The organism is Sphingobacterium siyangense (assembly GCF_007830445.1).
GTDB classification, from domain to species: domain Bacteria; phylum Bacteroidota; class Bacteroidia; order Sphingobacteriales; family Sphingobacteriaceae; genus Sphingobacterium; species Sphingobacterium siyangense.
Genome location: NZ_VLKR01000018.1, coordinates 83,385 through 109,561, shown reverse-complemented (window position 1 = coordinate 109,561; position 26,177 = coordinate 83,385). Strand labels below are relative to the sequence as shown.

Sequence of the window (26,177 nt, the reverse complement as noted above, 5' to 3'; positions counted from 1 at the left end):
TAGCTATGCGGATTCATTTTATAGCAATAGGTGGTAGTGTGATGCATAACCTTGCTATTTCATTGGCAAAACAAGGGCATCAAGTGACAGGTTCTGACGATCAGATCGTAGAACCTTCCCGTTCTCATTTGATTGAAGCAGGCTTGCTTCCTAATCAATTGGGCTGGTTTGAGGAAAAAGTTACGGAGGATATTGATGCTGTGATCTTGGGTGCTCATGCCCAGGTAGATAATCCTGAATTAAGGCGGGCGCAGGAATTAGGTCTTAAAATTTATTCTTTTCCAGAATTTATACAAGAGCTTTCGCAGGATAAAATCCGGGTGGTTATTGCTGGAAGTTACGGTAAGACGACCATAACGAGCATGGTGATGCATGTTATGCGATTTCTAGGAAAAGAATTTGACTATTTGGTAGGGGCTCAATTAAGAGGCTTTGATAAGTTGGTCGATATTACTAAGCATAATAAGATTATTATTATCGAAGGAGATGAATATGTTTCATCCAAGATTGATCCGAAGTCTAAGTTTTTGTATTATAAACCGAATATAGCCTTAATTTCGGGTATTGTATGGAATGAGTTTAACTCGAAAATATCACAAGAGGAATATATTAAACAATTTGAAGATTTTATTGACTCAATTCCGCCAAAAGGTACCTTAATTTATAATAAGGAAGATGTTGTGTTACAGAAGGTTCTCCAAGATACGAAAGATTGTAAGATCAATAGACATGGCTATAAGATTCCTGATTATACAATTAATAAGGGGGTAACCTATATCAATACACCGGATGGAGATGTTCCTTTGCAAGTGTTTGGTAAGCACAACCTATCTAATATTGCTGGAGCCTATACGATCTGCGAATGGTTGGGGATCAAAAAGAAAGAGTTCTTTGAGGCTATAAAAAGTTTTAATACTTCGATTCGTTATTTGGAGTTTGTTGCAAGCTCGGAAGGATCGGTAGTTTATCAGGATTATGCTTGTAATGCGGATAAAGTGAAGTCAAGTATTCACGCCGTGAAAGAGCAATTTCCTAATCAGAAATTGGTCACAATTATCGAATTAAACTCGTATGATAGTTTAGATTCTTCCTTTTTGTTACAATATGCAAACTCGATGAAAGAGTCGGATGTATCTGTGGTCTACGTGAATATAAATTCTTGTAAAGAACTTAATAAAGATATCGAAAGTGTCCCAAATAATATTAAGGATAATTTTAATAATCCTGATTTAGAGGTTGTTGTAAGTTTAGACGGACTCTATTCATTTTTAGATGGTGTCAAATCAAAGGGCTACAATTTACTTCTTATGAGTTTAAATAATTATAATGGGGTTAATTTGTCCGTGCTGGCTGATCGGTTTTTTAGAGATTTTTAGAGAAAAAATTATAATTTAATGTAAATTAAATTGTAATTTATTATTTTTGTTTAAAATATCTACCAGATGAATGCATTAGGAAAAAAAATCAGATTACTTAGACACCAAAAGGGGTGGAGTCAAGAGGATGTTGCAAAACGATTGGATATCTCAATCCCAGCATTTTCTAAAATTGAAACAGGGATTACAGATGTGAATTTGTCTCGCCTGAATCAAATCTCAAAATTATTCAATTTGACAGTTGTTCAACTTTTATCTACTTCTGATTCTGAAGAAGACAAAGAGTATGTAAATGAGGTGAATGCTTTGACGCAAAAATTACAACAACGCGATAGCGAAGTAATTGAATTGCAGAAAAAGGTTATTGATCTTTATGAGCAATTGCACAAAAGATAAGGCATATTAAAATTGTTACCGAAAAGGCAATCCAAAGGGTTGCCTTTTTTTGTTTATGCAACTTTATTTTGGTCAAAAGTGATTTTGTTTTTGTTTCTTTGTAAGTATTTTATCAAAAAAATAAAGGTTGATTATTTATGGGGAGATTAAACGGGGATATTACGACTAGCCCGTCGACTGATTTTTTTAAGTCAAATGTATTGGGACAGCGTTCAGGGCTCTTTGTCCTTTTCTTTACTGAAATGTGGGAACGTTTTTCGTTCTACGGGATGCGTGTACTCTTAATGCAGTTTTTAACTGCTGCAGTTATTCAAGGTAGTCCTTTCTCGGGATGGTCCTGGACTGCACAACAAGCTGGAGCACTTTATGGTACCTATGCCATGATGCTCTATTTAACTCCTATTATAGGAGGGATTATAGCGGATAAATATATTGGATCACGTAAAGCTGTGATCATCGGTTCGGCGATTATGACGCTTGGCCATGCTGCCATGGCCTTTGATACTTCGATTATGTTTTTCCTTGGTTTAGTGTGTCTAGTTATCGGAACGGGTTTCTTCAAGCCTAACATGCCATCTATCTTAGGTGAGATGTATAAAGATCTGCCAGAAAAAAAGGACGGCGCTTATACCATATTTTATATGGGGGTCAATGCCGGCGCTTTCTTTGGTATGATGCTATGTGGATATATTGCCGAAACTTATGGCTGGCATTGGGGATTCGGTTTGGCTGGTATCTTTATGCTTTTGGGAACACTGCAGTTTGTTTTTGCAAAACCACTCATGGGAAATCTTGGTGTTTTAAATAAGTCCACCTCTGGGGAGCATAAAGTTATCGCTGAGGATACGGATACAAGGAATCCATTTACCATACGGGATTATGTATTGATCGCGATAGTTTCTATTATTGGTTTTGTATACGCTTTTAATGACCCTTTATCGAAGAATGGTATTGTTGATGTATTTTCTCGTTTGGATACGCCATTTCTAAGAGGGCAGTATATAATGGTCATTGTGGCGTTGATTCTTTTCATATATCTTATTGTTACACGGATTATGCGTTATGATAAGGTTGTAAGGGATCGGATGTTCGCAGTTGTGCTGTTGGCTTTTTTCTTGGTCTTCTTTTTTATGAGCTTTGAGCAGGGGGCAACTTCATTAGTTCTTGTGGCTAGAGATAATATTGACAGATCACTTACTGGTGCTGCATTAACAACCTTTAATGTGGTAAATGGTTTATTGACGATTGTACCGCTTTCGATTATTTCTTGGGTTCTGATTAAATTGGCAAAAGTAACCTGGAACAAAATTGCCATTTCAAATATCGTATTATTTATCTGTTTTGGGTTGATTTGGGGAGCAGTAATCTGGATGTTGTACAATGAGTTCAATAAAGAAGCATCAGAAATCAAAGTTTCTTGGTTCTCTATCTTAAACTCATTTTTTATTATTGCACTTGCCTCTTCGGTATCCAAAATTTGGGAGTCGAAGTATAATCCATCAGCAGCCTTTAAATATGGCTTTGGTCTGATTTTGGTTGCGATAGGATTTTTCATTATTGGATTAGGATCAATAGGAATAAGCCAGGGTGCTAAAATCTCGATGGTATTTTTGGTGCTGACCTATTTGTTCCATACATTGGGTGAATTATTTATTTCACCTGTAGGCCTCTCTTATGTATCGAAATTGGTGCCGGCTCGCATGCTCGCATTTATGTTTGGAATCTGGTATTTGGCGATTGCTATTGCACAGAAGGTTGCAGCGGTATTGGGGGGACAAGTGGAGACCATTCAAGAGGAACACTCCTTGAGTTACTTCTTCTTCTTATTTACAGCAATTCCTGCCTTAGCAGGCCTGTTAGTAATGCTGTTTAATCCATTGATTAAACGATTGATGCACGGAATTAAATAACAAATATATAAGCTTCTTTTACGAAAGAAGCTTTTTTGATTAATATAAATTAGTATGGAGGTTAGTACAAGGGAATCGCTAGAAGAGATTCAAAATTTTGACGGAAAGTACCCAAAGCAAATCTGGAGTTTGTTTTTTTCCGAGATGTGGGAAAGATTCTGTTTCTATGGTATGCGCGGTATGTTGGTGTTCTTTATGATCACACAATTAAACTTTGCTGAAAAGGATGCCAATTTACAATATGGAGCGACACAGGCATTTGTTTATGCGTTTACATTCATAGGTGGGCTGTTTGCAGACAAAATTCTTGGTTTTAGAAAATCTTTATTTTGGGGTGGCTTATTGATGATCGTAGGGAGCTTATTTCTTGCTGCAGATCCGCATAAGTATTTCTTTTTTGGTTTATCATTTATCATAATAGGTACCGGTTTTTTTAAACCCAACATATCGACGATGGTAGGCGAGCTGTATAAAAAAGGTGATGTTCGTCGTGATGGTGGTTTTTCGTTGTTTTATGCGGGAATAAATTTAGGTGCATTCTTAGGCGGATATATCTGTGTTGCGATCGGTAAAGGATATATGCTGACGTCAATTATTTCTGAGGGACATCGTTGGAATGTTGCTTTTGGCTTGGCGGCGGTAGGAATGTTGGTTAGTTTAGTGAATTTTCACTTTACCAAAAGGCATTTAGGACCAATAGGACTTCAACCAGGGGATCCTGAGGCCATAGTAAAGACGAAGGCATTACCAAAATGGGTAGAATATGCTGTATATATTGCCACGTTGATTTTTATCCCTATTATTCAGATCATGGTGTCAAAAACGCAGTATACAGACTATTTTATGTACACAATTGGCCCATTGACGCTGTTGTATCTTTTCTATGAAATGTCTAAAGTGACTGCTGAAGAGCGGAAGAAATTAATTGCTGCCCTGGTGTTTATTCTTTTCTCGATTATCTTTTGGGGAATATATGAGCAAAGTGGCGGTTCCTTAAGCATCTTTGCTGCTAAGCATTTGAATGATTCTTTATTGGGCGTTATGACGCTCGATCCAAATGGTGTTAACAATTCAGGTGGAGCGTTATTTATTATTGCATTAGCACCTCTTTTTGGCCTTTTTTGGATTTGGCTGGGCAAGCGTAAACTTGAGCCAAATACCATTATTAAGTTTGGTCTTGGTTTTGTTTTCTTGGGATTAGGTTATTATGTTCTATTTGCTACGCGTTTATTCGCTCACGATGGTATGACCTCATTGGATGTCTTTACCCTTGCGCTGCTTGTTATTACCGTTGGGGAGCTTTGTCTATCACCAATTGGTCTTTCCATTATGACGAAATTGTCTCCGGCGAGATTGCAAGGTATCATGATGGGAATGTGGTTCTTGGCGAGTGCTTACGGTCAGTATGTAGCAGGTTTGATCGGTGCTAGTATGGCCGAAGCTAAGGAAGAAAGTTCATTGGCGGATAAACTGGTGACTTATACAGAGAGTTATAAACAATTAGGCTTATATTCTTTGATTGCTGGTGTGGTGCTTATAGCCTTGTCGCCTGTTGTGCGTAAATTGATGGGTAACGTGAAATAAGCGGTAATAATTTTGACACAGTAAAGTTATTCTTTCAATATAAAAAAAGCTTGATTTAATAATCAAGCTTTTTTTATATCAATAAATCCATTTGAATTTATAATCTTTTTCTGGAACCTTCATCCGATCAGCCAGTCTAGCCAAACGATCGGGTAGTTTTAGTAGATAATCTCTCGCTTTCTCACCTTTATCATTCAGGCCAGTAACTTGATCTATTTTCCACTCACTATTCAGCTCTTTCAAGATATCCACGTAGTCCAAAGCAGTATATACTCCCAATCGTTGGGCCGCGTCCGAGAAATGTGCAAATGCTTCTCCTTGGGGCTCGCCTGCTTCTCTTAAGAACTGGGCTGGCATAACGATTTTTTTACGCATCATATCCTCAAATGCAATCATGACTTCACTCGGGTCTACTGTGATTGCTTTTGAAATAAAAGACATATAGGCTTTGGCATGGCGTGCTTCATCAGATGCGATGACACCACACATTTTTGCCAAAAGTTTATCTCCGCTTTTTTTAGAAAGCCCAGATACACGACGGTGGGAAACGTTGGTTGCCAATTCCTGAAATGAAGTATAAATAAAATTCCGGTAAGGGTCTGCACCAGTACCGATATCAAAACCGTCTTGAATAAGATATTGTGTAGACATTTCAAATTGGCGCATGTCTATTCTGCCTGACAAATAAAGGTATTTGTTCAACAGGTCACCGTGGCGGTTTTCTTCAGCTGTCCAAGCGCGTACCCATTTCATCCATCCACCCTGTTCGTTTTTGTCAACATCTTCTACCATGGTCAACCATGATTCGTACGTTGGAAGGGCCTCTTCGGTGATGGTGTCACCAACTAATACTGCGACTAAATCATAAGAGAGTTCTTTTGCACTTTCCTGCAACTCTTTTACTTCCTCAAAAAAAGTGTCCCTGGAAGAATCTGGAAGAAAATCGGCAGGTTGCCACATGTCTTCAACAGGCTTCAGGTATTCGCTCATCTCATTGAGCATGAACGGTTCCAAATAGGCCATCACTTCTTTACGTGAGCCTTCTGGTAAATTTAGAGGTAATTCTTGCATATCATTACAAAGGTAACTAAATAGCATCAATAAATTATAAAAGCGAACTATAATTGTTTAAAATGCCAAAAATTACTTTTTTGGCTGAGGATACCTTGGAAAACCGACATTGATAATGACATAAAAAACAGATTGGTCAGCCTGTATTCGATAAAATACTATTAACTTTGTATAAATTATTTAGACGACGTTGGAAAAATTTAATATAGATAAAATACGTGCCGATTTTCCGATTCTGAAGAGAGAGGTCAATGGTAAACCATTGGTTTATTTGGATAACGGCGCGACAACACAGAAGCCGAGTTCTGTTATCAATTCGATTGTACATTATTATACAGATATGAATAGTAATGTGCATCGGGGCGTACATTATCTTAGTCAGATATCGACGGACGCTTTTGAGGTGACTCGGAAAAAAGTTCAGGCTTTCATCAATGCTGCTGAAGATAAGGAAATCATTATCACCAAAGGAACAACAGATGGAATAAATCTGATTGCAACTTGTTATGGCAGAGCTTTTATCCACGAAGGTGATGAGATTATTATCTCAGCGATGGAACACCATTCTAATATTGTGCCTTGGCAGATGCTTTGTGATGAAAAGGGCTGTAAAATTCGGGTTATTCCGATGAATGATAAAGGTGAGCTCGATATGGATGCCTATAGCAATTTGTTTAATGAGAAAACCAAATTAGTTGCTGTAACCTATGTTTCAAACTCCCTCGGGACAATCAATCCTGTGAGCGAGATGATTTCAATTGCTCACCGACATGGTGCAGTTGTATTAGTTGATGCTGCACAAGCGGTTCAACATATACAGATTGATGTTCAAAAGCTTGATGTAGATTTTCTGGTATTCTCCGGGCATAAAATGTACGGCCCTACTGGAGTTGGGGTGTTATACGGTAAAGAGGACTTATTGAACGCGATGCCGCCTTATCAAGGTGGTGGAGATATGATTAAAGAGGTTACTTTTGAAAAAACGACCTATAACGAACTGCCCTTTAAATTTGAGGCGGGTACGCCCAATATTGAGGCCGGTATCTGTCTGAACGAGGCTATCGATTATATCAATTCAATAGGTCTGGAAAATATCGAGGCCTACGAGCACGATTTGTTGCAGTACGCTACGGAGAAGTTGGCTGAAATTCCAGGTATGCGGTTTTTTGGAACGGCCGAGAAGAAATGTTCCGTTATTTCATTTGTAATCGACGGCACGCATCCTTATGACGTTGGTGTGATCTTGGATAAATTAGGAATCGCTGTGCGTACAGGCCACCATTGTGCCCAACCTGTCATGGATAGGTTTGGCATCCCGGGAACTATTCGTGCTTCTTTAGCCGTATATAATACAAAAGAGGAAATAGATATTTTGGTCGCTGGTATCCAACGCGCGGTCAATATGTTGGTTTAATAAAAAATAGGTATGACCATTAATGAAATACAGGATGAATTAATTGAGGATTTTGCTTTCTTTACGGATTGGATGGAAAAATATGAGTACATCATCCAGCTGGGAAAAGAAGTGCCTCTAATTGATGAACAATACAAAACAGATGAATATATCATCAAAGGATGTCAGTCCAAAGTATGGCTTTTCCCGGAAATAAAAGATGGAAAAGTGTATTTTACGGCAGATAGCGATGCGATTATCACAAAAGGCTTGGTGAGCTTAATGGTCAAAGTGCTATCTGGACATAGCGCCAAGGAGATCGTTGATGCCGATTTATATTTTGTAGATAAAATAGGGTTAAAAGAACATTTGTCACCGACAAGGGCAAATGGCTTGCTATCCATGATTAAACAGATGAAATTGTACGCATTGGCCTTGCAAGTGAAAGCTTAAAAGGGGATTATTTATCCCCTTTTCTTAATACTATTTTACATAGCTCTTATCCTCAGCTTGAGGTTCCTCTTGAAATTATCCTATGAGCTCCTCGATAATGATTTTTTTCATTTTCATGAGCGCTTCATTCGCCTCCGGTCGCTGTAGTAATGTTGCAATTTGTTCGGGTACGATCTGCCAGCTTACGCCGAATTCGTCTTTACACCAGCCACACATGCTCTCTTTACCTTTTTTCGTGATATTATTCCAGAAATAATCAATTTCCTGCTGATCTTTACAGAGGATGGTGAGTGAAATACCTTCGTTAAACGTGAAAGTTTGAGGAACTCCGCTATCCATTGCCATGAGCGTAAAATCCCGGACTAAAAATTGGGTATGTTGGATTGATCCGATATATTCACCTGCTGTGTATTTCATGATCCCATTGCTTCGAAAATCATGAAATAATTCTGCATAAAATGCTAAAGCCTGTTCACAATTTCCCTGTTGCTCTCCGCAATACATTAAGGTTGGTACAATTGCCTGTTGGTTGGTGTCGCTTAGTTTACCGAGGTATAATTGCCAATTGACACCAAACTTGTCGGCCAGCCAGCCGTAGTAAGGGCTCCAAGGGTAGGAGTTTAGTGGCATTAAGGTATTGCCGCCCACAGAAAGTGAATTCCAGATACGATCAATTTCCTCTTTGCTTTCGCAAATGGCCATAAATGATATGGAGGGGTTGGGTTTGAATATGGGACCTCCATTTATTCCAATAAATTTTACACCGTTTAGGACAGCTTCAATAACGATGGGAGAGCTATTACTAATATGGCTTTCGGGGAAGATGCGACAGTAAAGATCAAAAGCTTCCTGCGCGTTTTGATCGAACCAAATGGATGGGATAATTGAATTATTCATCATTTTCTTTTTGTTTTAGCATTCACCTATTTGTATTTGTCGTTTAAGCCCTTTTTAGCGAGGACCAACGGCTTAATTTTTTCAAGACGGGATTGTTTCGTTTTTTCTTGCTTGGCCTCATCGATGTACTCGATGTATTCTTTCTGTTTTCCTGGTGTTAAAGCCCGGAAACTTTCCTCGAAGGTCGGATCTGCCTGTAGCGCTTCTAATAATAGACCAGTGGGGGGCTTCGTTGGAGATTTCGTTGGTTTGAGCTCTTTTCCCTCGTCAATGGTTTGGATGGATTCTTGGATATAGGCGGCTATTTTTTCGACATCCATATCCATAACGTTTTCAAAGCGCCATTGTCGTAATGCTTTCGTTTTTCCTTCGGAGGCACTGATGAGATGTTTATCCGGATCGGCTAAGAATACACCATTATAAAACCAAAGGGAAAAGAAATTTTTAAAGCCGCCCCAACCGATGACATTTTTTCCTTTATGAGTATAGATGTAACTCCCCCATTTGAATTCCTTTTTTAAGGAAGTTCGCAGGATGATTTGCTGCATGAGTTCTTCGGCCTCCTGCCAGTTCCCTCGGCTTTGGTACCAATTAGGGCCTTGTTTGTCTTTAAGCTTATCAATATTAAAATTGACAATATCGGTAATTATTGGTATTGGAATCGGTTGATCTAAAGGGATTTGTATCGCACCTTTTGTGGTTTTAAAATTTTTGAGTTCTGTAGCGAAGTGCGCAATAGCAGCTGGTCCTGGATAGAGGCCCAAATGGTTTTTGTTCATCGCAAAATGGATGATATTACCCTTGTATCTGAAGGTCGGCATTTGATAGGAGATCGTTTCATCTGCAGAAGGAGGGACTAGGCCAGCAATAAGCTGTCTCACCTTGATCAGATATTCTTTTTTTTCCTCTTCAAATTGATTGATATATTCGTCTATTGTTGCGATGCTCGTTGCCATAATTTGTGCTATTCTTTGATTCTCGTATACTTATTCTCAATAAACTGTATCGTTTCGGACATAAGCTGATGGAGTATCTCTATATTGATGTCGCTTAATTTCTTGATGTATATGCAAGCTTTGCCTATTTTGAATTTCCCTAGCTGATCGACCAAATGTCGGTGCTCATCGGCACCGGTAAATACATAAAGGGAGATTGCTGATTTTCGGGGACTAAATCCGATCAAAGGAGCATAGCCTTCATGCCCACTTGCATAGGTATAATGATAGTTTCCAAATCCGATGATAGTTGGTCCGTACATTTTAGCCGGCTCACCCGTTGTGGTTTCCATAAGTTGTATCAGTGTTGCACTATCGATTTGTTTTTGTGGGTCGTCAACTGTTTTTATAAAGTCTTGGACAGATGCTTCGGTATATGCCGTTTTATTTTTTGCCATGTATTAGTTGAAGTCTTTTGCCGGATATTCGGATAACTTTAATTGAATATCTTTAATTGAATATATTGTGTTTGAAGTAATTCGATGAGCAGCTATTTTTAGATAGCACTATTTTTGGAACATAAAATCGAAAGCTCCAGTTCTCAGATTGATATCGTATTCTAGATAGGCTTTCATACACGCTAAAAAGTTGGCCCAACCTTCTGTTTGTCGCATCATAATCAGAATTCCATCTGCATCGTTGTTCATTTCGTGTTCTGTAATCTTTATGACCGTCGCGCTTTCTCCGAATGTGGATAGTGTGATTTCTACCAGTTGATTGGGAAGTCCCCCGCTCCAGTCAAAAGAGATATAAGAATTGGGGCTGATGGTTTTTCCTGTCACGGGAAAACTGTCGGGAAATTCTGGAAATGTCCATTCTACCGTTTTATCTGTCTCTAGACGTCCAGTTGAAGATTTTATAAAATAGTGATTCATTCTATTAGGATCTACAATAGCCTCAAAAACTTCGTTGATTGGTCTCTGAATTTGGATGCTGGCTTTGGCGGTTAGTTTTTCCATATTAATTTAAAGTTTTAGACAAATATTCAATAAATACAGATAGCTTGTATCTGATTATGTTAAAAATATTTAAAAGATCTTTTGGTGACCATGGAGCAATCTATTGCTTAGATCACTGTTTATTTATTTTAAGATGTATATACGATATAAACATCCTATTAAAGAATAGGTTTTCTTTTTTGGGACTCGGATCAATATTTCCCCTAAAACGAACGAATTGTACACTTATAAAATGTAGTTTTAGATTATTTTTGATTATAGTTAAAATCGATCCTATATTCCTTCCATTAGGTCGCCAGGAACGATAATTCAATAAATTTAGAAAGGGTGTCTGTCTGAAATCTTTCAGGTTGGATTTGCCATCTTCATAAAACCAAAGTTATGTTTAAAATCAAGTGTTTTTTTCTTTTTATACTTTCTTCGGGAATATTGTTTTCGAGCGCACAGATTAAAAATGTAAATGAGGGCAATGAGGCTTCAAATATGTTTAATGATGCGACAGCACGTGATAAAAATGCGATTGTTGAAGCAGAAACTGGTTGGTGGAAACAAGCTGCATTAACTCGTGAACAACGCCTAGAAAAATGGAAGGTAGCCTCATTTGGGATGTTTGTTCATTGGGGTGTTTATTCTCAATATGGAAATATTTGGAAGGGGAGGCCGGGAGGGGGCTATGCGGAGCATCTGATGCGTGTGATGAAAATCCCACGTACTGAATACCTTGATTCTGCACGTAGATTTAATCCTTTAAAGTTTGATGCAGAGGAATGGGTATTGTTGGCAAAAAATGCAGGGATGAGATATTTTATCATCACGGCTAAGCATCATGATGGCTTTGCGATGTACCCTTCCGCATTTTCAAGTGATTATTCATTGTCAAGCACCGCATTTAAAAGGGACCCATTGGCGGAATTAGCAGTAGCCTGCCATAAACATGGGCTTTTGTTTGGATTCTATTACTCGCATGCTTTTGATTGGGAGCATCCGGATGCTCCGGGCAATGACTGGGATTACAGTAATCCAGGTGGGGATAAATTGTTGGGTGGTACAAATTGGTTTGACAAACATCCCGAATGGTTGACAAAGGCCAGGCATTATGTGGATCAAAAGGCGATTCCACAGATTGAGGAGCTTATTCAGCGCTATCATCCGGATTTGTTGTGGTTTGATACACCTCATAAGTTGCCGCTATCTGAAAACCTGAGAATTTTAAAAGCTATTCGAACAGCAGATCCGAATATCATAGTCAATGGTCGATTGGCCCGTACAGAGGAAAAGAATTATGGCGATTATCTGAATACGGCAGATCGACCTGAGGAGTATTATCCAGTTGCTTCTGGCGCTTATTGGGAGGCCATACCAACTACAAATGAATCTTATGGCTATTCGTCGACCGATAAGAGCCATAAACCGACCGCTCATTTTATCAAACTCTTAGCGAAGGCTAGGGCCATGGGTGGGAATATTCTAATGAATATTGGCCCAAAAGGTGACGGAAGCATCGACAGTGCTGACGTCGCAATTTTAAAGAGGTTAGGTCACTGGATGCGGGGGAGTAGTGAAAGTGTCATTGCTGTTGGACCATCTCGTTTACCTCGTCAGCCCTGGGGAGTCATTACACAGCGTAAAAATACCCTGTATTTACACGTTTTCGAACGTCCTCTACGGAATGATCTTATTGTCGGCGGACTGATTGCTAAGGTTAATTCTGTTTCGTTACTGTCGGGAGAAACGATCAGAAAATACAGATCCGAAAAAGATGGACTGCATATTCCTATAGATCAAATTACGTCTCAGGAGGATGACCTGGTTGTGGTGGTGCAATTGAAGGATACGATAACGAATCCAATAAATCCTGATTTAATGTATGTGGATCATAATATCAATAAAAACCGGCTACTGACCTTTTATGCAAAACAGATAGGTAGTCCGATGAAGTTTGGAGATGGTAAAAGGAATCGCTACTATGTGACGGGGTGGACTAGTTTAAATCAGGGTTTGAGATGGGAAACGAATGTGTTAAATGGCGGACGCTTCAAGGTGGCTATCCGGTATGTGAAAGATGTTGCAGGTACGGGAGGGAAGCTCGGCTTAAATTTAGGGGGGAAGAATACGGATTTTACAATAGATCCGTCGTCTGCTGTCAGTTTGCATGACAATCAACTTGAATTGGGTACGGTGCTATTACCAAAGGGCAAGCAAGTGATTGAATTACGTGCCCATACTATAGCGGGGGGCGAAATGGTGAAGTTTTTGGAAGTCATATTACTGCCCGAATAATTTGTATTGAGATCGGTGAGCATCTGTCGTTCCTTTGTTTAAATCTATCTCGGTTTAATTTCCTCTAAGTCTCGCATACCAACTTATACCTAATAACAATTTTCAATCAATTTTTAGACAGTGATTGCTCAGTGATTATTCAGTCTATACTGAACTATCACTGAGCAATCACTGAACGAGCACTGAACAAGCACTGTAATAAAAGCGAATTTCGTCCCTACTTGATCCTAATTTGTGCAGCTAAAAATTAAAAAAGAAAAGGACTACGCTTAGATAACAAAACGATCGTTATTGTGGGGTAATAGAACATTTTGGGATGTAGATTAACATGTTCCGATCAAACCCTGTCTACACTTCTTTCGGGTTCAAATACCGATAAAGCAAAAAAAGCTAATCGTAAGATTAGCTTTTTTTTTGTGATCCCGCTGGGATTCGAACCCAGGACCCATACATTAAAAGTGTATTGCTCTACCAGCTGAGCTACGGAATCCTTTCTGTTTTTGAAAGTGATGCAAAGGTAGAAAAATAAGTTATTTGCGCAAAATGTTTTTGTCTTTTTTATTGATTAAAGTTGTAACTATTTAAAAATTACCGAATTATTTTTTATTAAAAAAGTCTTTTAGAAGCTTGTGGATAGGATTGATTTGTATGGAGGCTGTTTTTTGGAACGAGGAGGTGTATTTTTAATGCAGGATAACCATAAAAAAAGTCAGCTAACTGCTGACTTTTTTATTTTTTAGGGTTGTATTGCTAACATTATTCAGTTACCACACCCATTTTGCTAAACTTATCAATTCTTTCAGTAACTAATGTATCGCTATCTTTAGCCGTCAATTCAGCAAGATCTTTCAACAGCTGGCTTTTTAGATTAGCCGCTGCTGCCGCGGGATCTTGGTGAGCACCACCTAGCGGTTCAGGGATAATACCATCAATCAAGCCGTTGCCCAACATGTCTTCTGAAGTCAATTTTAATGCCTCAGCGGCTTTTTCTTTATGATCCCAGCTTCTCCATAGGATAGAAGAACAAGATTCAGGCGATATGACCGAATACCAGGTATGTTCCATCATGTAGACTCTGTTTCCAACGCCAATACCCAAAGCTCCACCTGAAGCTCCTTCACCAATAACAACGCAAATGATTGGAACTTTCAATACAGCCATCTCCATGAGGTTGCGTGCAATCGCTTCACCCTGTCCGCGTTCTTCAGCTTCAAGTCCTGGATAAGCACCCATCGTATCAATTAAAGTGATCACAGGTTTATTGAACTTTTCAGCCATTTTCATTAAACGTAGGGCCTTTCGGTAGCCTTCAGGATTGGCCATTCCAAAGTTGTGGTATTGACGCTCTTTGGTGTTTTTACCTTTTTGATGACCGATGATCATAACGGCATTACCATCAATAGAAGCCATACCACCGACAATCGCTTTATCATCCTTAACGGTTCTGTCACCATGCAACTCGATAAATTCGTCGCAGATAGCTTCTATATAATCATAAGTCTGAGGGCGATCCGGATGGCGTGACATTTGAACGTTCTGCCAGCCTGTTAAATTGCCGTATATTTCTTTTTCAGTAGAAGCAAGCTTTTCTTCAAGCTCACGAACGGTTGCGCTCATGTCAACTTGAGTTTTTTCGGCAACTTGAGTTACCTTTTCAATTTGCAATTGCAAGTCTGCAATTGGCTTTTCAAAATCAAACGTGGTTTTCATATATCTATTTTATGAAAATATTCAGAGGGCTAATTTAGCGCATTTTTTCTGAAATTAAAATTAGGGAGGATAATATCATTGGAATTCCTTTGTTACATTTGCGTTATAATCGTACTGGTGGCTTAGTTTTTGATTGTAGGCCTGTGAAAAATGTTGACTTATGCTGAAAAAATATTTTTACTTTCTTTTGTTACTGATCTTACCTACACTTGTTCGATCAGAAAGTTATCCTGAGGTTTTATTTGACAATAGTGTTATCAACGGGAGTTATGCTAAGAGTATCGCTCATTATACTGGTGAATCATGGATCCAAAATGTGAGCTATAGCCTACCGGTTTCCGATAGTTTGTTTTTTACGCCAGGCAATTCGCTTTCTTTGCGGTACGTTTCTTCTCCTAATGGTAAATGGGAGGCAAGTATTTTAAACGATAAACAGAAATTTCCCTATTTAATTGCTAAGGATGATCAGCTAACTTTTAAGCTTTTTATTCAAAGCAATACTGAAAAGGGACAATTGCCAAAAGTCACCTTACAGCAAAATGATACAAGGACAAATGCTGTGGATATCGCAAATTATATCGATGATTTTGCTTATGATACCTGGCTTAATGTTTCCATTCCAGTCGCCAAATGTGTAGGAATTTCATTAGGGAAGCCTGTTTCGGCTTTAATTCTTGAACAGAATGGAACTGCACTGCAGACAAATCAATTATTTATCGATCAAATAGAGTTTTTGCCCAAAAACTATCCAAAGGTAAGACTGTCATCAGCAGCTATCTTATCTAAGATCAGTTCCGTGGATAAACAAGTCGAGTTGGTCTGGCAATTGCCGCTAACACCAAGTATTCGCTACGTGAAAATCTATCGTTCGGAAGATAAACTCAATTTTCAGCCGATAGCAATTTTACCCATCTATGTACAGAAGTCGCTAGATAGGGTAAATGAATATAACAAATCTTATTATTATAAGATCGCTTGGGTAGACTATAATTATGTTGAATCTCCTTTTTCTGAGGTTAGGGAGGTACAGACAAAAAAAGGTACGGATACGGAGATGTTGAATTTTATCCGGAATGCTCATGTGAATTATTTTATAGACAACTATGATGTGAATAGTGGTATGTTTCTGCCTGATCGAGGCAATAGGCAGGCTATTGTATCTACAAATGAAACTGGCTATGCGATTTTGGGCCTACTTGTGGCAGGAGAGAATAACTTGATCTCGCGACAAGCTCTTTTAGTCAGGTTAACACGGATTGTAAAATTTTTGAGCAGTGCACAACAACATCAAGGGGTCTTTACAGCGCTTTACGATGGCCGGTCGGGGGTGCCTTATTATCGCGATTCAATTCCAACGTACGATTTGCGCGGAACCTCCCATATCATGGAATCGCTTTTAATCGCCCGGCAATATTTTTCTAAAGAAGATCCCGAGGAACAGACGTTGAGAAATAATATTACGAAGCTCTGGGAACGCATAAATTGGAACTATTTTACCGACGCACAGAATCCTGATGTACTCTGGAATAAGTGGTCGCCTGTAGACAGTACAGCTAGATCGAGGCCTTTGGGGGGATTTAACGAGAGTTTGGGTACCTATTTACTAGCGATGTCTTCACCTACCCACCCTTTAGCTATTTCAGCTTATATCAATGGATTTGCAACCAAACATCAAGGCAACGAATTGTATTTTGGGGATGACTCCAGTGATTTGGCTCCTGAACTCAAAATGAAATTAAATGATTCTTTGGCGCTTTCAATAAGTGCAAACCCTTTAATTGGCGATAGGGGAAATGCCGGAATTTCGATCTACTCCGACGACAAAGTTATTTTTGCCAAGAGTATTGCAGGCGGCAGTTTAAATGAATCATTGATGTCTGTCTATCGTCCCTTTTTGATTATGGATCCTAAAGGGAAAGTAGATGACTTTGTAGATTACAAAAAATATTTATCGAATTATATTCTTGCCTATAAACGGAGAGATAATGAAATGAGTATAGGGACACGATTTACCGATATTTGGGGAGTGGAAAATGTGGAAGATACCTATCAGGGGTATTTGGTGAATCCTGCAATAGCTATTGCAGCTTACCCATTTGAAAAGGAGATTGGTCTAAAAGCATTACGTAAATTTTACGAAGAATACGCTGATGTGTTATTTACACAATATGGTTTCAGAAGCTGGATTGATATTAAAAACAACGATGTTTCTGAAAGTTATCGTGCGAGGAATCAGGCAACGATTGCTGTGATGATCGAGAATGCAAATTCAGGCATGATTTGGAAATTGTATGAAAATATTCCTGAGGTAAAAAAGACTTTAGAAAAAGTATATACCAAGAAATAGATTTGTTACGTTAGATATGACGTAGAAGGGATGTCATATTGGACTTTTTTCGCTATATTTACTTGCTTAAATCGATATTAAATACGTTAGAAACGACATGCTTAGAAAAATTAATTTGGGAATTTTAACCTTATGTGCAAGTTTATCGTTATTTTCCTGTAAACAACAAGCTATTGTAGTCAATCCAGGTGCAGTTGTAACAAAAGATGGAACTGATGATGGTTTGAAAAATGTGAAGAAGGATTTTAATGACGCGAAAAGAACTGATGAAGGGATTAAGTTTAGTATATCGTCTGATTTATTGTTTCCAACAAACTCTTCTTACCTATCTGAGAAGGCAAAAACTGAAGTTAGTAAATTGGCGTTGATCTTGAAGGAAAGTAATAATAAGATCAAAGTTGATGGGTATACTGATGCTACGGGTACTGTTGAGTATAATCAGTGGCTTTCCGATAAAAGAGCGGCGTCTGTTAAGAAGTTCTTGGTAGATTCAGGGGTTGCTGAATCACGCATTACGGCAAAAGGTTTCGGTCAGTCAAATCCAGTTGGAGATAATAAAAGTCCGGAAGGACGTCAAAAAAATAGAAGAGTGGAAGTTACTATTTTAGATAAAAAATAGTTTATCAGACCAATTCTTAATATAAAAAAAGCGAGATATTTAAGATATCTCGCTTTTTTTATGCAGTTATATGGCGGTTTTACACCGCTGTATATGGTCTCCCGAAACAAGGTGTTTTAAAACAGGAGACATCGGAATGGGGCCTGTTCTGCAGAAATTGTTTTCGATAAAATCCGGGCCTAAGACAAATAGCGTTGAAAAAGATGAATTTAGAGGAAGAAAATAATAGACAGAAGCCAATTTTTCGGGAAGCCATGTGGTTTTGGTTTGAGTTAGGTTGGATAAGTTTTGGTGGAACAACCGGCCATGTGACCATTATGCACGATTTTTTGGTCGAAAAGAAAAGATGGGTAAGTAACAGGAAGTTTTTTCAGGCACTTAATGCATGTATGTTGTTGCCGGGACCGGAAGCGCATCAATTGACGATTTATTTAGGATGGAAGTTGCACGGCATAAAAGGTGCTGTGTTGGCCGGGGTATTTTTTATTGTTCCCTCACTTCTTATTATATGCGGACTCAGTACACTATATGCGCACTATGGCAACACCGCATTGTTTATTGCTTTATTTTCGGGTTTAAAACCTGCAGTTCTTGCGATCATTATATTTGCAACCTTTCGGGTGGGGCAGAAATCTCTTGTCAGTACATGGCATTATTTGGTAGCATTGGCCGCTTTTCTTCTATCGTATTTTGCTGGGGTTCCAATGCCCTGGATTATTATGGGTGTGATCGCTGTTGGTCTATTACTATATGCAATCTTGTCAAAAACTTCCAAAATTGATGCTAATCGTGAAAATGAAGACAAGCAGTTCGAATCTACTTATTATGTCAATACGCTCGAAACACTTCCTTCGGTATCCTACCGTCGTATTTCTCTTCAGGTGTTGCTGTTTTTCTTACTATGGTTGATTCCGTTGAGCATTTTGCTGTTTTTTACCATCGACACGGAATTTTGGAAGACACTTTCTTTTTTATTTACAAAGTCTGCGTATTTGACGATTGGAGGTTCTTATACAGTCATTCCCTATGTTGCAGCTCTTGTGACAGAGAAATTGTTTTGGCTTTCGAAGAGCCAGATGATAGATGGATTTGCTCTTGCAGAGACGACCCCGGGGCCTTTAGTGGTTGTTTTGGCCTATGTTGGTTTTATGGCTGGCTTCAATCATTTTCATCAGTCCTATTCCATGGCCGCAATAGGTTTGATCACTACAGCATATTTTACCTTTTTGCCAAACTTTGCCTTGATTTTTGTTGGGGCACCACTGATTGAACGGACCCAAAAAAATACATGTATACAATTTATCCTATCTTTAGTGACTGCATCCGTAGTTGGTGTAATCGTTAATTTAGCCTGTTATTTAGGTATAGGGATTCTATTTCCAAGTGGTGTCAGTTCTTGGTATGCCATTGAGCCGATGGCTCTGGTTTGGGTGCTATTTTCACTTTTTCTTTTATTCAAGTATAAAATAGGCATGTTGAAACTTATATTGTTGAGTTTGGCCTACGGCTTTCTCTTATTTTTATGGCGATAAAATAAAATGTCCATTGGCTGATGAGCTTCGCAAGCAAGTTTATTAAAGATTGAAGGGCGTTTTGTGAATTTGATAGGGCCATTCGAGGTAATATACGCGCATAAACAAGAAAAGCCCATCGTTAGATGAGCTTTCTTGTACCTAGGGCGGGAATCGAACCCGCACTCCCTTAACGGGAACAGGATTTTAAGTCCTGCGTGTCTACCAGTTCCACCACCTAGGCAGGTGAGCGAAAAACGAGATTCGAACTCGCGACCCCAACCTTGGCAAGGTTGTGCTCTACCAGCTGAGCTATTTTCGCATTGGAATTTTATTTCAATTTTTAAAAGAACCTTGCGTTCCTTTTTGGTGATGCAAATATAGAGCGAAAATTCAATATTGCAAAATATTTATTTACTTTCTTTCTGTGTTTTTTATAACTCCTTTGAATTCAGTGTAGAAAAAATTAAATCACTTTCAAATCCGCGGGATAGTGCAAACTGATAAACTTTGTTTTTAACTGCATAGTGGTTCTTACCACTAATTTCACGGAGTTTTTTGTCAATGATATGATTTAAGATTTGTTCATATTCATCTGGATCGATTTGCTTAAATGCAATTTTTATCAATTGTTCGGATACCCTTTTTGCTTTGAGTGCCTGCTTGATTTTTACTTTACCCCAGCCTTTCATGCGGAGTTTTCCGTTACAGTAGGCAATAGCAAAGCGTTCTTCATTTAAAAAATTATCGCTGATCAAATTGGCCAATACATTTTCGACTTCTACTTCATTCAGTCCCCAGCTGTAGAGCTTATCGCGTACTTCTTGCTGTGCGCGTTCTTGATAGACGCAATAGCTTTCCGCTTTCAACTGCGCCTGATGCTGCGTTAATATCTTCTTGTTTCTTTTTTCTTCGTCAAACATATTGTCAAAATTTCAAAAATAATATGAAATAACTAAAAAAATGTTCAGTTTTGACACAATCAAAATATATCAGGAGAATGTACAAAATATCGGAAATCGCCCAGATTTTACATCCCAATCGCACATTTATCACGGATCCCAATTCTTTTGTCCAGCATTTATTTTATGACAGCCGTAAAATTGCTCAGGCGGACAACGGGATTTTTTTTGCACTTCAGAAGAACAGAGATGGTCATCGGTATATCCGGGAAGCCTACGAAAAAGGAGTTCGTAATTTTGTGCTTCAGGCCGATGAGGGACAGGAAATGGAGCTTTTGGAAGCTAATATTCTTTGGGTAGCGGATAGTTTAGTTGCTATGCAGGAGCTGGCAACTTTTCATCGTCAGAAATTTGATTCTCCTGTCATTGGAATTACTGGGAGCAATGGCAAAACGATTGTAAAAGAGTGGCTTTTCCAGCTTATGTCTCCTGAATATAAGATTTACCGAAGTCCTAAGAGCTATAATTCTCAACTTGGTGTGGCGTTGTCCTTGTGGGGGTTATCCGATCAGTATAATCTTGCGCTAATCGAAGCGGGGATTTCAGAAAAGGGGGAAATGCTGCGCCTTGAGCAGATGATAAAACCAACTATAGGACTATTGACCAACATCGGTGTTGCCCATAAAGCTGGTTTTAAATCTAAGGAGGAAAAGATTTATGAAAAGCTCGAGCTTTTTAAAAATGTTGAAACCATGATTTTTCCAAACAGTTACCTCGAAAATATTCAATTGCCTTATAGGCCACGAAAATTTTCTTGGGGGCTTGATGAGAGCCTTTCTTTGGAAGTGTATTCCATCAAACAGGTTAACGACCGATTTACTATGGTCACGTTCTATTATACCGGTCGCACCTTTGCTGTTGAAGTGCCGTTTGTGGATAAAGGAAATGTTGAGAACGCGATAAATTGTGTAGCGGTGATGCTACGTTTTGGTTATGAAAATGAAGTGATCGCATCGAGGATTAAAGAGTTGCAGCCAGTGGCGATGCGTCTTGAGTTAAAAAAAGGAAAAAAGAATAGCTCAATTATCGATGACTCGTATAGTAATGATCTAGATGCGCTGCAGATAGCCCTGGAGTTTTTAAATCAGCAAGGACAGCATCCGTTCAAGATGTTGATATTGTCGGATATCCCTGGTGTCCATATCGAAGATGAAAAAAGTTTGTCCAAGCTGAAACGTTTGCTTCGTGAGTATCGTTTGGATAAATTGATATTGATAGGTGAAGTGTTGCCTAAAGTGGCAGCACAATTTGAAGTGCCTTCTATTTCATATAGCGATACAACTGCTTTCTTGGCCGATATTAGGTCGCTTTCTTTTGAAAATGCCACGGTATTATTGAAAGGAGGACGTGAGTTTCATTTTGAACGTATCAGTCAGCTTTTAGTTGCAAAATCGCATGATACCGTGCTTGAAATCAATTTGAATGCACTCGAGAATAATTTGAACGTATATCGACAGCTCCTGCCGAAACAAGTGAAACTGATGACCATGGTCAAAGCTTTTTCTTATGGTAGTGGAAGCTTCGAGATCGCAAATCTTTTGCAATTCAATCGGGTGGATTATCTGACGGTTGCTTTTGCGGATGAGGGAGTTGATTTGCGTGGTGCAGGCATAAAATTACCTATTGTAGTGATGAGTCCTGATGAAAGTTCTTTTGAGTCCATTGTTCAGTATAACCTTGAACCGGAAATTTATAGCTTTAGAATATTGTTCTCCTTTTTGAATTTTCTGAAAACGAAACAAATAGCTTCTTTTCCGATTCATATTAAGATAGATACAGGTATGCATCGGTTGGGTTTTATGCCTGACGAGGTCGATCGTTTAATAGCTGTGTTAGGTGCGGAAGCGGTTTTAGAGGTTAAATCTGCATTTTCCCACTTAGCGTCTGCAGGTAATGAAAAGGATCGGGAATTTACACAGCGACAAATTGATCTGCTGGATGAGTTTACAAAGCGTCTCGAAAGTGGTATAGGATATTCTTTTCTACGTCATATTGCAGCAACATCGGGTATTGAATTGTGGCCGAATGCGTATTTTGATATGGTGAGGTTGGGGATAGGTCTCTATGGTATCGATATTGAGCGCCATGATTTACCCATTAGGGAGGCGAGTACCTTGAAAACGAATGTGACACAAATTAAATACCTCCCAGCAGGTGAAACCGTAGGTTATAATAGGCACGGCGTCCTGTATAGAGACAGTAAGATTGCGACAATTAAAATTGGTTATGCAGACGGTTACGATAGGCGTTTTGGTAACGGTGTCGGTAAAATGTTGATAAACGGTTTTTTAGTCCCTACTATAGGTGATATATGTATGGATATGTGTATGTTGGACGTAACGGATGTGGAAGTTGGAGAGGAAGATGAAGTTATCGTTTACCCTGATATAAAGTCAGCGGCGAAGACTATAGGGACGATTCCCTATGAACTGCTGACGAGTATTTCCCAACGCGTAAAAAGAGTATATTTTTATGAATAATAAAGGATATTCTGCATTTTTGAATAATATTTGATTTTCAATTCATGTTTAGCAAATTAATCAGAGGATTTATTAATTATTTGATACGAGGTGTCCTGGTAGTGGTTCCTCTAGCTGGTGCAATTTTTTTAATAGTTTGGATTGTTGCATCAGTTGATTCGGCATTGAATCTAACTGAACATTTTTTGGAGGATGATAGGGGGCACCCCTTGTATATTCCAGGAATAGGTATTCTGACCGTTATTTTGGTATTGGTTCTGGCGGGGCTTATTTTTACAAATTTTGTGACAGACCCCATTAAAGTGTGGATTAATCATCAGATCCAGCGGATTCCACTTTTAAATACATTATATTCTTCGATTAAAGATTTTACGGAGGCCTTTGTTGGTGATGCAAAGAAATTTAATGAACCTGTCCTGGTGACGGTGAATGAGTTTGGTCTGAAAAAGATAGGTTTCTTAACGCAGCATGATTTAAAAAGCATTGGGCTTGAAGAAGAAGTTATGGTGTATTTTCCATATTCCTACTCTTTTGCAGGGCAGGTTGTCATTATCAGTGCAGATAAGGTGAAAAAATTAGATATGTCTCCAACAGATGCCATGAAACTCGTTGTTTCCGGTGGTGTGAGCGGGATAGCCCATTAGTCGGCTTTCATATCGCTTAAGTAAAAATGCTGGAAGTCGTTGTATGATTTCCAGCATTTTTATTTTTGCCTATTGTGTCTTTCAACGTGTGCGACTTTTTCAATTTATACGTCCACGTTGTTATCGGTTCAGGATATTGTTATTGATTTTTTTTCTGTCCTAAAGTCGGATTTACTGGTGGGATTGGAATATAGCCGTCATCGCCAGGTACTTTTGGAAATTCGTGATTTTCCCATTTTTCGCGCGCTATTTTTAAAGTTTCAATGTCTGAAGCGACGAAGTTCCAGTCGATATATCGTTGTTCAGGAAAAGGTTCACCACCAAAAATGTAAACTGAAGTACCCGCCTTCATTTCGAATTCACATAGTTTTGCATCCTTGGCAACTAAAATCTGTTTTGGACCGAATTCCTGGCCTTCCGCATGAACAGTTCCATGAAGGATATATAATCCACTTTCGCCATATAGGTAATCGCCCAGTTTGATGGTCGCATCTTGTTCTGCTTTGATTTCAATAAGATATAATGGACTATATACCGGAACCTCGGAACGATGGTTTTTAATTTCACCTGCAATTAAACGATAAGATACACCCTCTTCGGTCCAATGTGGAAGCTGTGGTTCTTCTATGTGAACAAAATTAGGTTCCATTTTTTCGAGTTCTTTTGGTAGGGCCACCCAAATCTGCAGCCCATGTAGGTCGTGCGGGGTAGATCTCAGCTGTTCGGGAGTTCTTTCGGAATGTGTGACACCCTTACCTGCCGTCATCCAATTGACTGCTCCAGGTTTGATCTCCACGGCATTTCCTAAGCTGTCACGGTGCATAATGCTACCTTCGAATAGATAAGTCAATGTGGATAACCCGATATGCGGATGTGGAGCAATATCCATAAAGTGCGGTTCGGCAATGTTATCAGGTCCCATGTGGTCGATAAAAATAAAAGGGCCGACCATACGTTTCTGCCTGAAAGGAAGAAGTCGCCCAACTAAGAAATTGCCTATGTCAGCGGCTCTTTCTTCAATAACTATTGCAATATTTGACATAATGTTTCCTTATTTTTGTGTTTCTAATCTACAGCAATTTAAGAAATGTCGAGTATAATCAATCGTTTTTTGGGTAAAAAGAGTGTAAGAAATGAAGAGCTTTTAGCACTGGCGGATAGGTTGTCTTTTAGGAACAGTCAGCTGGACAGTTTTTTGATAGGGCATTTTATACAACGTGACAAAATAGATTCAGCGGACTATTTTGCTTTTCAAGAGCAGTTGCTTAAGCTTCATGTTGACCGATTTGAGGCTATGCAGGTGGAGCTTAACTTGTTGAACCAATATTTGCAGTTGGCTGAGCGTTTTCTTCCAGCAGGTTTTTCAGTCAAATGGGAAAATAAGCTACAGTTTCAGGATGAAATTATGTTGCCGTCGCTTATTCTTTTTCCTGTGGTACAGCATGCTGTTGAAAATGGTTATAATACGATGTCTTCTCATCCAGTTCGGATCCGGTTATCGGGCTCATCCAAACTGATTATGCTGGAAGTTAGCTATCGCGTGAACCATTACCTGGAAAGTCAGTTTAGTAGCACATTGATACGTGATTTTCGATACCGATTGGACTATCTTTTTCCGGAAAAACATAATTTGCTGATGAATAGCAACAGCAATACTTCTCGAATAACTTTAACTATCCAACTTTAGATGATATTGAAGTGTTTTAATGCATTCCAGATACCATTTTCATCAACGCTGTCTGTTATATAATCTGCAATTTCTTTTACCTCGGGATTTGCATTACCCATAGCAATTCCAATATGGGTGTGCGCTAGCATTGTAATATCATTTCCGCCGTCGCCAAATGACATGGTTTCTTCCAAGCTGAAGTTGAAATGATCTAAAAAAACATCTATTCCAATTTTTTTGCTTTGCCCCATCGGATTGACATCAGCAAAAACGGGCGTCCATCTCGACGCAACTGAATTTGGCATCACATTTTCCATAAATTCAGCTTCTTCTTCAGGATTGATGAAAACATTGACCTGCATAACTGAGTCAAGATCAAAATCCTTTTCGTAATCCCGAACTGGTGGGGTGGGGACATTGACCTGCTGGTACATTTGGAATACCTCCGGTGTAACCTGGTTCAAGGAAATTTCTTTTTCAGACATGAATGAAAAAGTCAGGTCTTCACGCTTTTTAGCATAATCCAATAAGGAGCGAATGTCTTTTTGAGGAATGTTATTTTTATAAATTACGTCCTGTTCCTTCGTGACGCAATACCCGCCATTGAAGGTGATATATCCATCAAAATCGAGGTAACGAATATGCCCCAGCTGATTGTAGGATCTTCCTGTTGAAACAAATACCTTGATGTTTTTTTCTTTTAATAATTGAAATGCTTGTTGAGTAGATTCGGGAACTTGATGTGTTTTGAAACTTAGCAAAGTTCCATCGATGTCAAAAAAGATAGCTTTAATCATGGATTTTTGGGTCAAAATCAAATATACTAAATACTTGGGATAGTGTAACTATTACAATATTAAATTTGAGGTGTTTTATCGCCCATAGGCTTATCTCGTTTTTAATTGTATTGAGGATAAGTAT

22 protein-coding genes and 3 tRNA genes are annotated in these 26,177 nt (G+C 38.8%); 13 read left to right on the top strand and 12 right to left on the bottom strand.

Translation table 11 applies throughout. The features are described from left to right. Window positions 1–5 precede the first annotated feature (5 nt). The 4 genes from IQ31_RS16545 to IQ31_RS16530 all read left to right on the top strand — a co-directional run bounded on the left by IQ31_RS16545 (window position 6) and on the right by IQ31_RS16530 (window position 5,266). On the top strand, window positions 6–1,376 hold the full coding sequence (locus IQ31_RS16545; RefSeq protein ID WP_088162804.1) for a Mur ligase domain-containing protein: 1,371 nt from the start codon (window positions 6–8) through the stop codon (window positions 1,374–1,376). Between the two features lie 66 nt (window positions 1,377–1,442). Next, the gene (locus tag IQ31_RS16540) at window positions 1,443–1,772 is read left to right on the top strand and encodes a helix-turn-helix domain-containing protein (protein ID WP_046671770.1); all 330 of its coding nucleotides are present in this window, start codon (window positions 1,443–1,445) and stop codon (window positions 1,770–1,772) included. Between the two features lie 137 nt (window positions 1,773–1,909). Further along, on the top strand, window positions 1,910–3,682 hold the full coding sequence (locus IQ31_RS16535) for a peptide MFS transporter (protein WP_088162803.1): 1,773 nt from the start codon (window positions 1,910–1,912) through the stop codon (window positions 3,680–3,682). Window positions 3,683–3,736: 54 nt separating this feature from the next. After that, entirely contained in the window at window positions 3,737–5,266 is a 1,530-nt protein-coding gene (locus IQ31_RS16530; RefSeq protein WP_145328722.1) for a peptide MFS transporter, read from the top strand. Window positions 5,267–5,344: 78 nt separating this feature from the next. Here the strand turns inward: IQ31_RS16530 and IQ31_RS16525 are convergent, their stop codons facing one another. Continuing rightward, on the bottom strand, window positions 5,345–6,337 hold the full coding sequence (locus tag IQ31_RS16525) for an acyl-ACP desaturase (protein ID WP_075994021.1): 993 nt from the start codon (window positions 6,335–6,337) through the stop codon (window positions 5,345–5,347). Between the two features lie 190 nt (window positions 6,338–6,527). On the opposite strand from IQ31_RS16525, the gene IQ31_RS16520 reads away from it, so the two are divergent. Both IQ31_RS16520 and IQ31_RS16515 read left to right on the top strand, forming a co-directional pair. Further along, window positions 6,528–7,751 carry a cysteine desulfurase gene (locus IQ31_RS16520; RefSeq protein WP_115046806.1) on the top strand — a complete coding sequence of 408 codons (1,224 nt, stop codon included), beginning with the start codon at window positions 6,528–6,530 and terminating at the stop codon, window positions 7,749–7,751. Between the two features lie 12 nt (window positions 7,752–7,763). Next, entirely contained in the window at window positions 7,764–8,183 is a 420-nt protein-coding gene (locus IQ31_RS16515) for a SufE family protein (RefSeq protein WP_075994020.1), read from the top strand. 75 nt (window positions 8,184–8,258) lie between these two features. Here IQ31_RS16515 and IQ31_RS16510 read toward each other — a convergent pair whose 3' ends face one another. The 4 genes from IQ31_RS16510 to IQ31_RS16495 form a co-directional block, all read right to left on the bottom strand. Further along, window positions 8,259–9,083, bottom strand: a complete 825-nt coding sequence (locus tag IQ31_RS16510; protein ID WP_115046808.1) for a VOC family protein — start codon at window positions 9,081–9,083, stop codon at window positions 8,259–8,261. 23 nt (window positions 9,084–9,106) lie between these two features. Beyond that, window positions 9,107–10,036: a DUF1801 domain-containing protein gene (locus IQ31_RS27675; RefSeq protein ID WP_145328720.1), complete on the bottom strand. Its 930-nt coding sequence runs from the start codon at window positions 10,034–10,036 to the stop codon at window positions 9,107–9,109. An 8-nt stretch (window positions 10,037–10,044) separates the two neighbouring features. Beyond that, on the bottom strand, window positions 10,045–10,473 hold the full coding sequence (locus tag IQ31_RS16500; protein ID WP_088162799.1) for a DUF1801 domain-containing protein: 429 nt from the start codon (window positions 10,471–10,473) through the stop codon (window positions 10,045–10,047). 108 nt (window positions 10,474–10,581) lie between these two features. Next, on the bottom strand, window positions 10,582–11,034 hold the full coding sequence (locus IQ31_RS16495; RefSeq protein WP_115046812.1) for an SRPBCC domain-containing protein: 453 nt from the start codon (window positions 11,032–11,034) through the stop codon (window positions 10,582–10,584). A 381-nt stretch (window positions 11,035–11,415) separates the two neighbouring features. Here IQ31_RS16495 and IQ31_RS16490 point away from each other — a divergent pair, with 381 nt between their 5' ends. Continuing rightward, window positions 11,416–13,314 carry an alpha-L-fucosidase gene (locus IQ31_RS16490; RefSeq protein WP_088162798.1) on the top strand — a complete coding sequence of 633 codons (1,899 nt, stop codon included), beginning with the start codon at window positions 11,416–11,418 and terminating at the stop codon, window positions 13,312–13,314. 417 nt (window positions 13,315–13,731) lie between these two features. Here the strand turns inward: IQ31_RS16490 and IQ31_RS16485 are convergent. Next, a tRNA-Lys gene (locus IQ31_RS16485) sits at window positions 13,732–13,804 on the bottom strand. A 266-nt stretch (window positions 13,805–14,070) separates the two neighbouring features. Then, a complete protein-coding gene (locus IQ31_RS16480; RefSeq protein WP_046671762.1) occupies window positions 14,071–15,024 on the bottom strand; it encodes an acetyl-CoA carboxylase carboxyltransferase subunit alpha in 954 nt (317 codons plus the stop codon). 160 nt (window positions 15,025–15,184) lie between these two features. On the opposite strand from IQ31_RS16480, the gene IQ31_RS16475 reads away from it, so the two are divergent. The 3 genes from IQ31_RS16475 (at window position 15,185) to chrA (ending at window position 19,522) form a co-directional block, all read left to right on the top strand. Then, window positions 15,185–17,371, top strand: coding sequence for a glucoamylase family protein (locus tag IQ31_RS16475; protein WP_088162797.1), 2,187 nt, complete (start codon window positions 15,185–15,187; stop codon window positions 17,369–17,371). 97 nt (window positions 17,372–17,468) lie between these two features. Further along, entirely contained in the window at window positions 17,469–17,990 is a 522-nt protein-coding gene (locus IQ31_RS16470) for an OmpA family protein (protein WP_075994015.1), read from the top strand. 203 nt (window positions 17,991–18,193) lie between these two features. Further along, window positions 18,194–19,522: a chromate efflux transporter gene (chrA, locus tag IQ31_RS16465; protein ID WP_115049411.1), complete on the top strand. Its 1,329-nt coding sequence runs from the start codon at window positions 18,194–18,196 to the stop codon at window positions 19,520–19,522. A gap of 138 nt (window positions 19,523–19,660) precedes the next feature. On the opposite strand, the gene IQ31_RS16460 is transcribed toward chrA, so the two are convergent. The 3 genes from IQ31_RS16460 to IQ31_RS16450 form a co-directional block, all read right to left on the bottom strand. Further along, window positions 19,661–19,745 (bottom strand) — tRNA-Leu (locus IQ31_RS16460). A gap of 5 nt (window positions 19,746–19,750) precedes the next feature. After that, window positions 19,751–19,823, bottom strand: a tRNA-Gly gene (locus IQ31_RS16455). A gap of 112 nt (window positions 19,824–19,935) precedes the next feature. After that, complete coding sequence (locus tag IQ31_RS16450) at window positions 19,936–20,424, bottom strand: regulatory protein RecX (RefSeq protein ID WP_088162796.1); 489 nt, start codon at window positions 20,422–20,424, stop codon at window positions 19,936–19,938. 77 nt (window positions 20,425–20,501) lie between these two features. On the opposite strand from IQ31_RS16450, the gene IQ31_RS16445 reads away from it, so the two are divergent. Then, complete coding sequence (locus tag IQ31_RS16445) at window positions 20,502–22,943, top strand: bifunctional UDP-N-acetylmuramoyl-tripeptide:D-alanyl-D-alanine ligase/alanine racemase (RefSeq protein ID WP_145328718.1); 2,442 nt, start codon at window positions 20,502–20,504, stop codon at window positions 22,941–22,943. A 44-nt stretch (window positions 22,944–22,987) separates the two neighbouring features. After that, the gene (locus IQ31_RS16440; protein ID WP_088162794.1) at window positions 22,988–23,587 is read left to right on the top strand and encodes a DUF502 domain-containing protein; all 600 of its coding nucleotides are present in this window, start codon (window positions 22,988–22,990) and stop codon (window positions 23,585–23,587) included. Window positions 23,588–23,726: 139 nt separating this feature from the next. Here IQ31_RS16440 and IQ31_RS16435 read toward each other — a convergent pair whose 3' ends face one another. Then, window positions 23,727–24,629 (bottom strand): pirin family protein, encoded by a 903-nt coding sequence (locus tag IQ31_RS16435; protein WP_088162793.1) that lies wholly within the window; start codon window positions 24,627–24,629, stop codon window positions 23,727–23,729. A 45-nt stretch (window positions 24,630–24,674) separates the two neighbouring features. On the opposite strand from IQ31_RS16435, the gene IQ31_RS16430 reads away from it, so the two are divergent. Beyond that, a complete protein-coding gene (locus IQ31_RS16430; protein ID WP_115046816.1) occupies window positions 24,675–25,274 on the top strand; it encodes a hypothetical protein in 600 nt (199 codons plus the stop codon). Here the strand turns inward: IQ31_RS16430 and IQ31_RS16425 are convergent. Beyond that, the gene (locus IQ31_RS16425) at window positions 25,271–26,053 is read right to left on the bottom strand and encodes a Cof-type HAD-IIB family hydrolase (RefSeq protein ID WP_088162791.1); all 783 of its coding nucleotides are present in this window, start codon (window positions 26,051–26,053) and stop codon (window positions 25,271–25,273) included. The two genes, IQ31_RS16430 and IQ31_RS16425, sit on opposite strands and share 4 nt — an antisense overlap. Window positions 26,054–26,177: the final 124 nt, after the last annotated feature.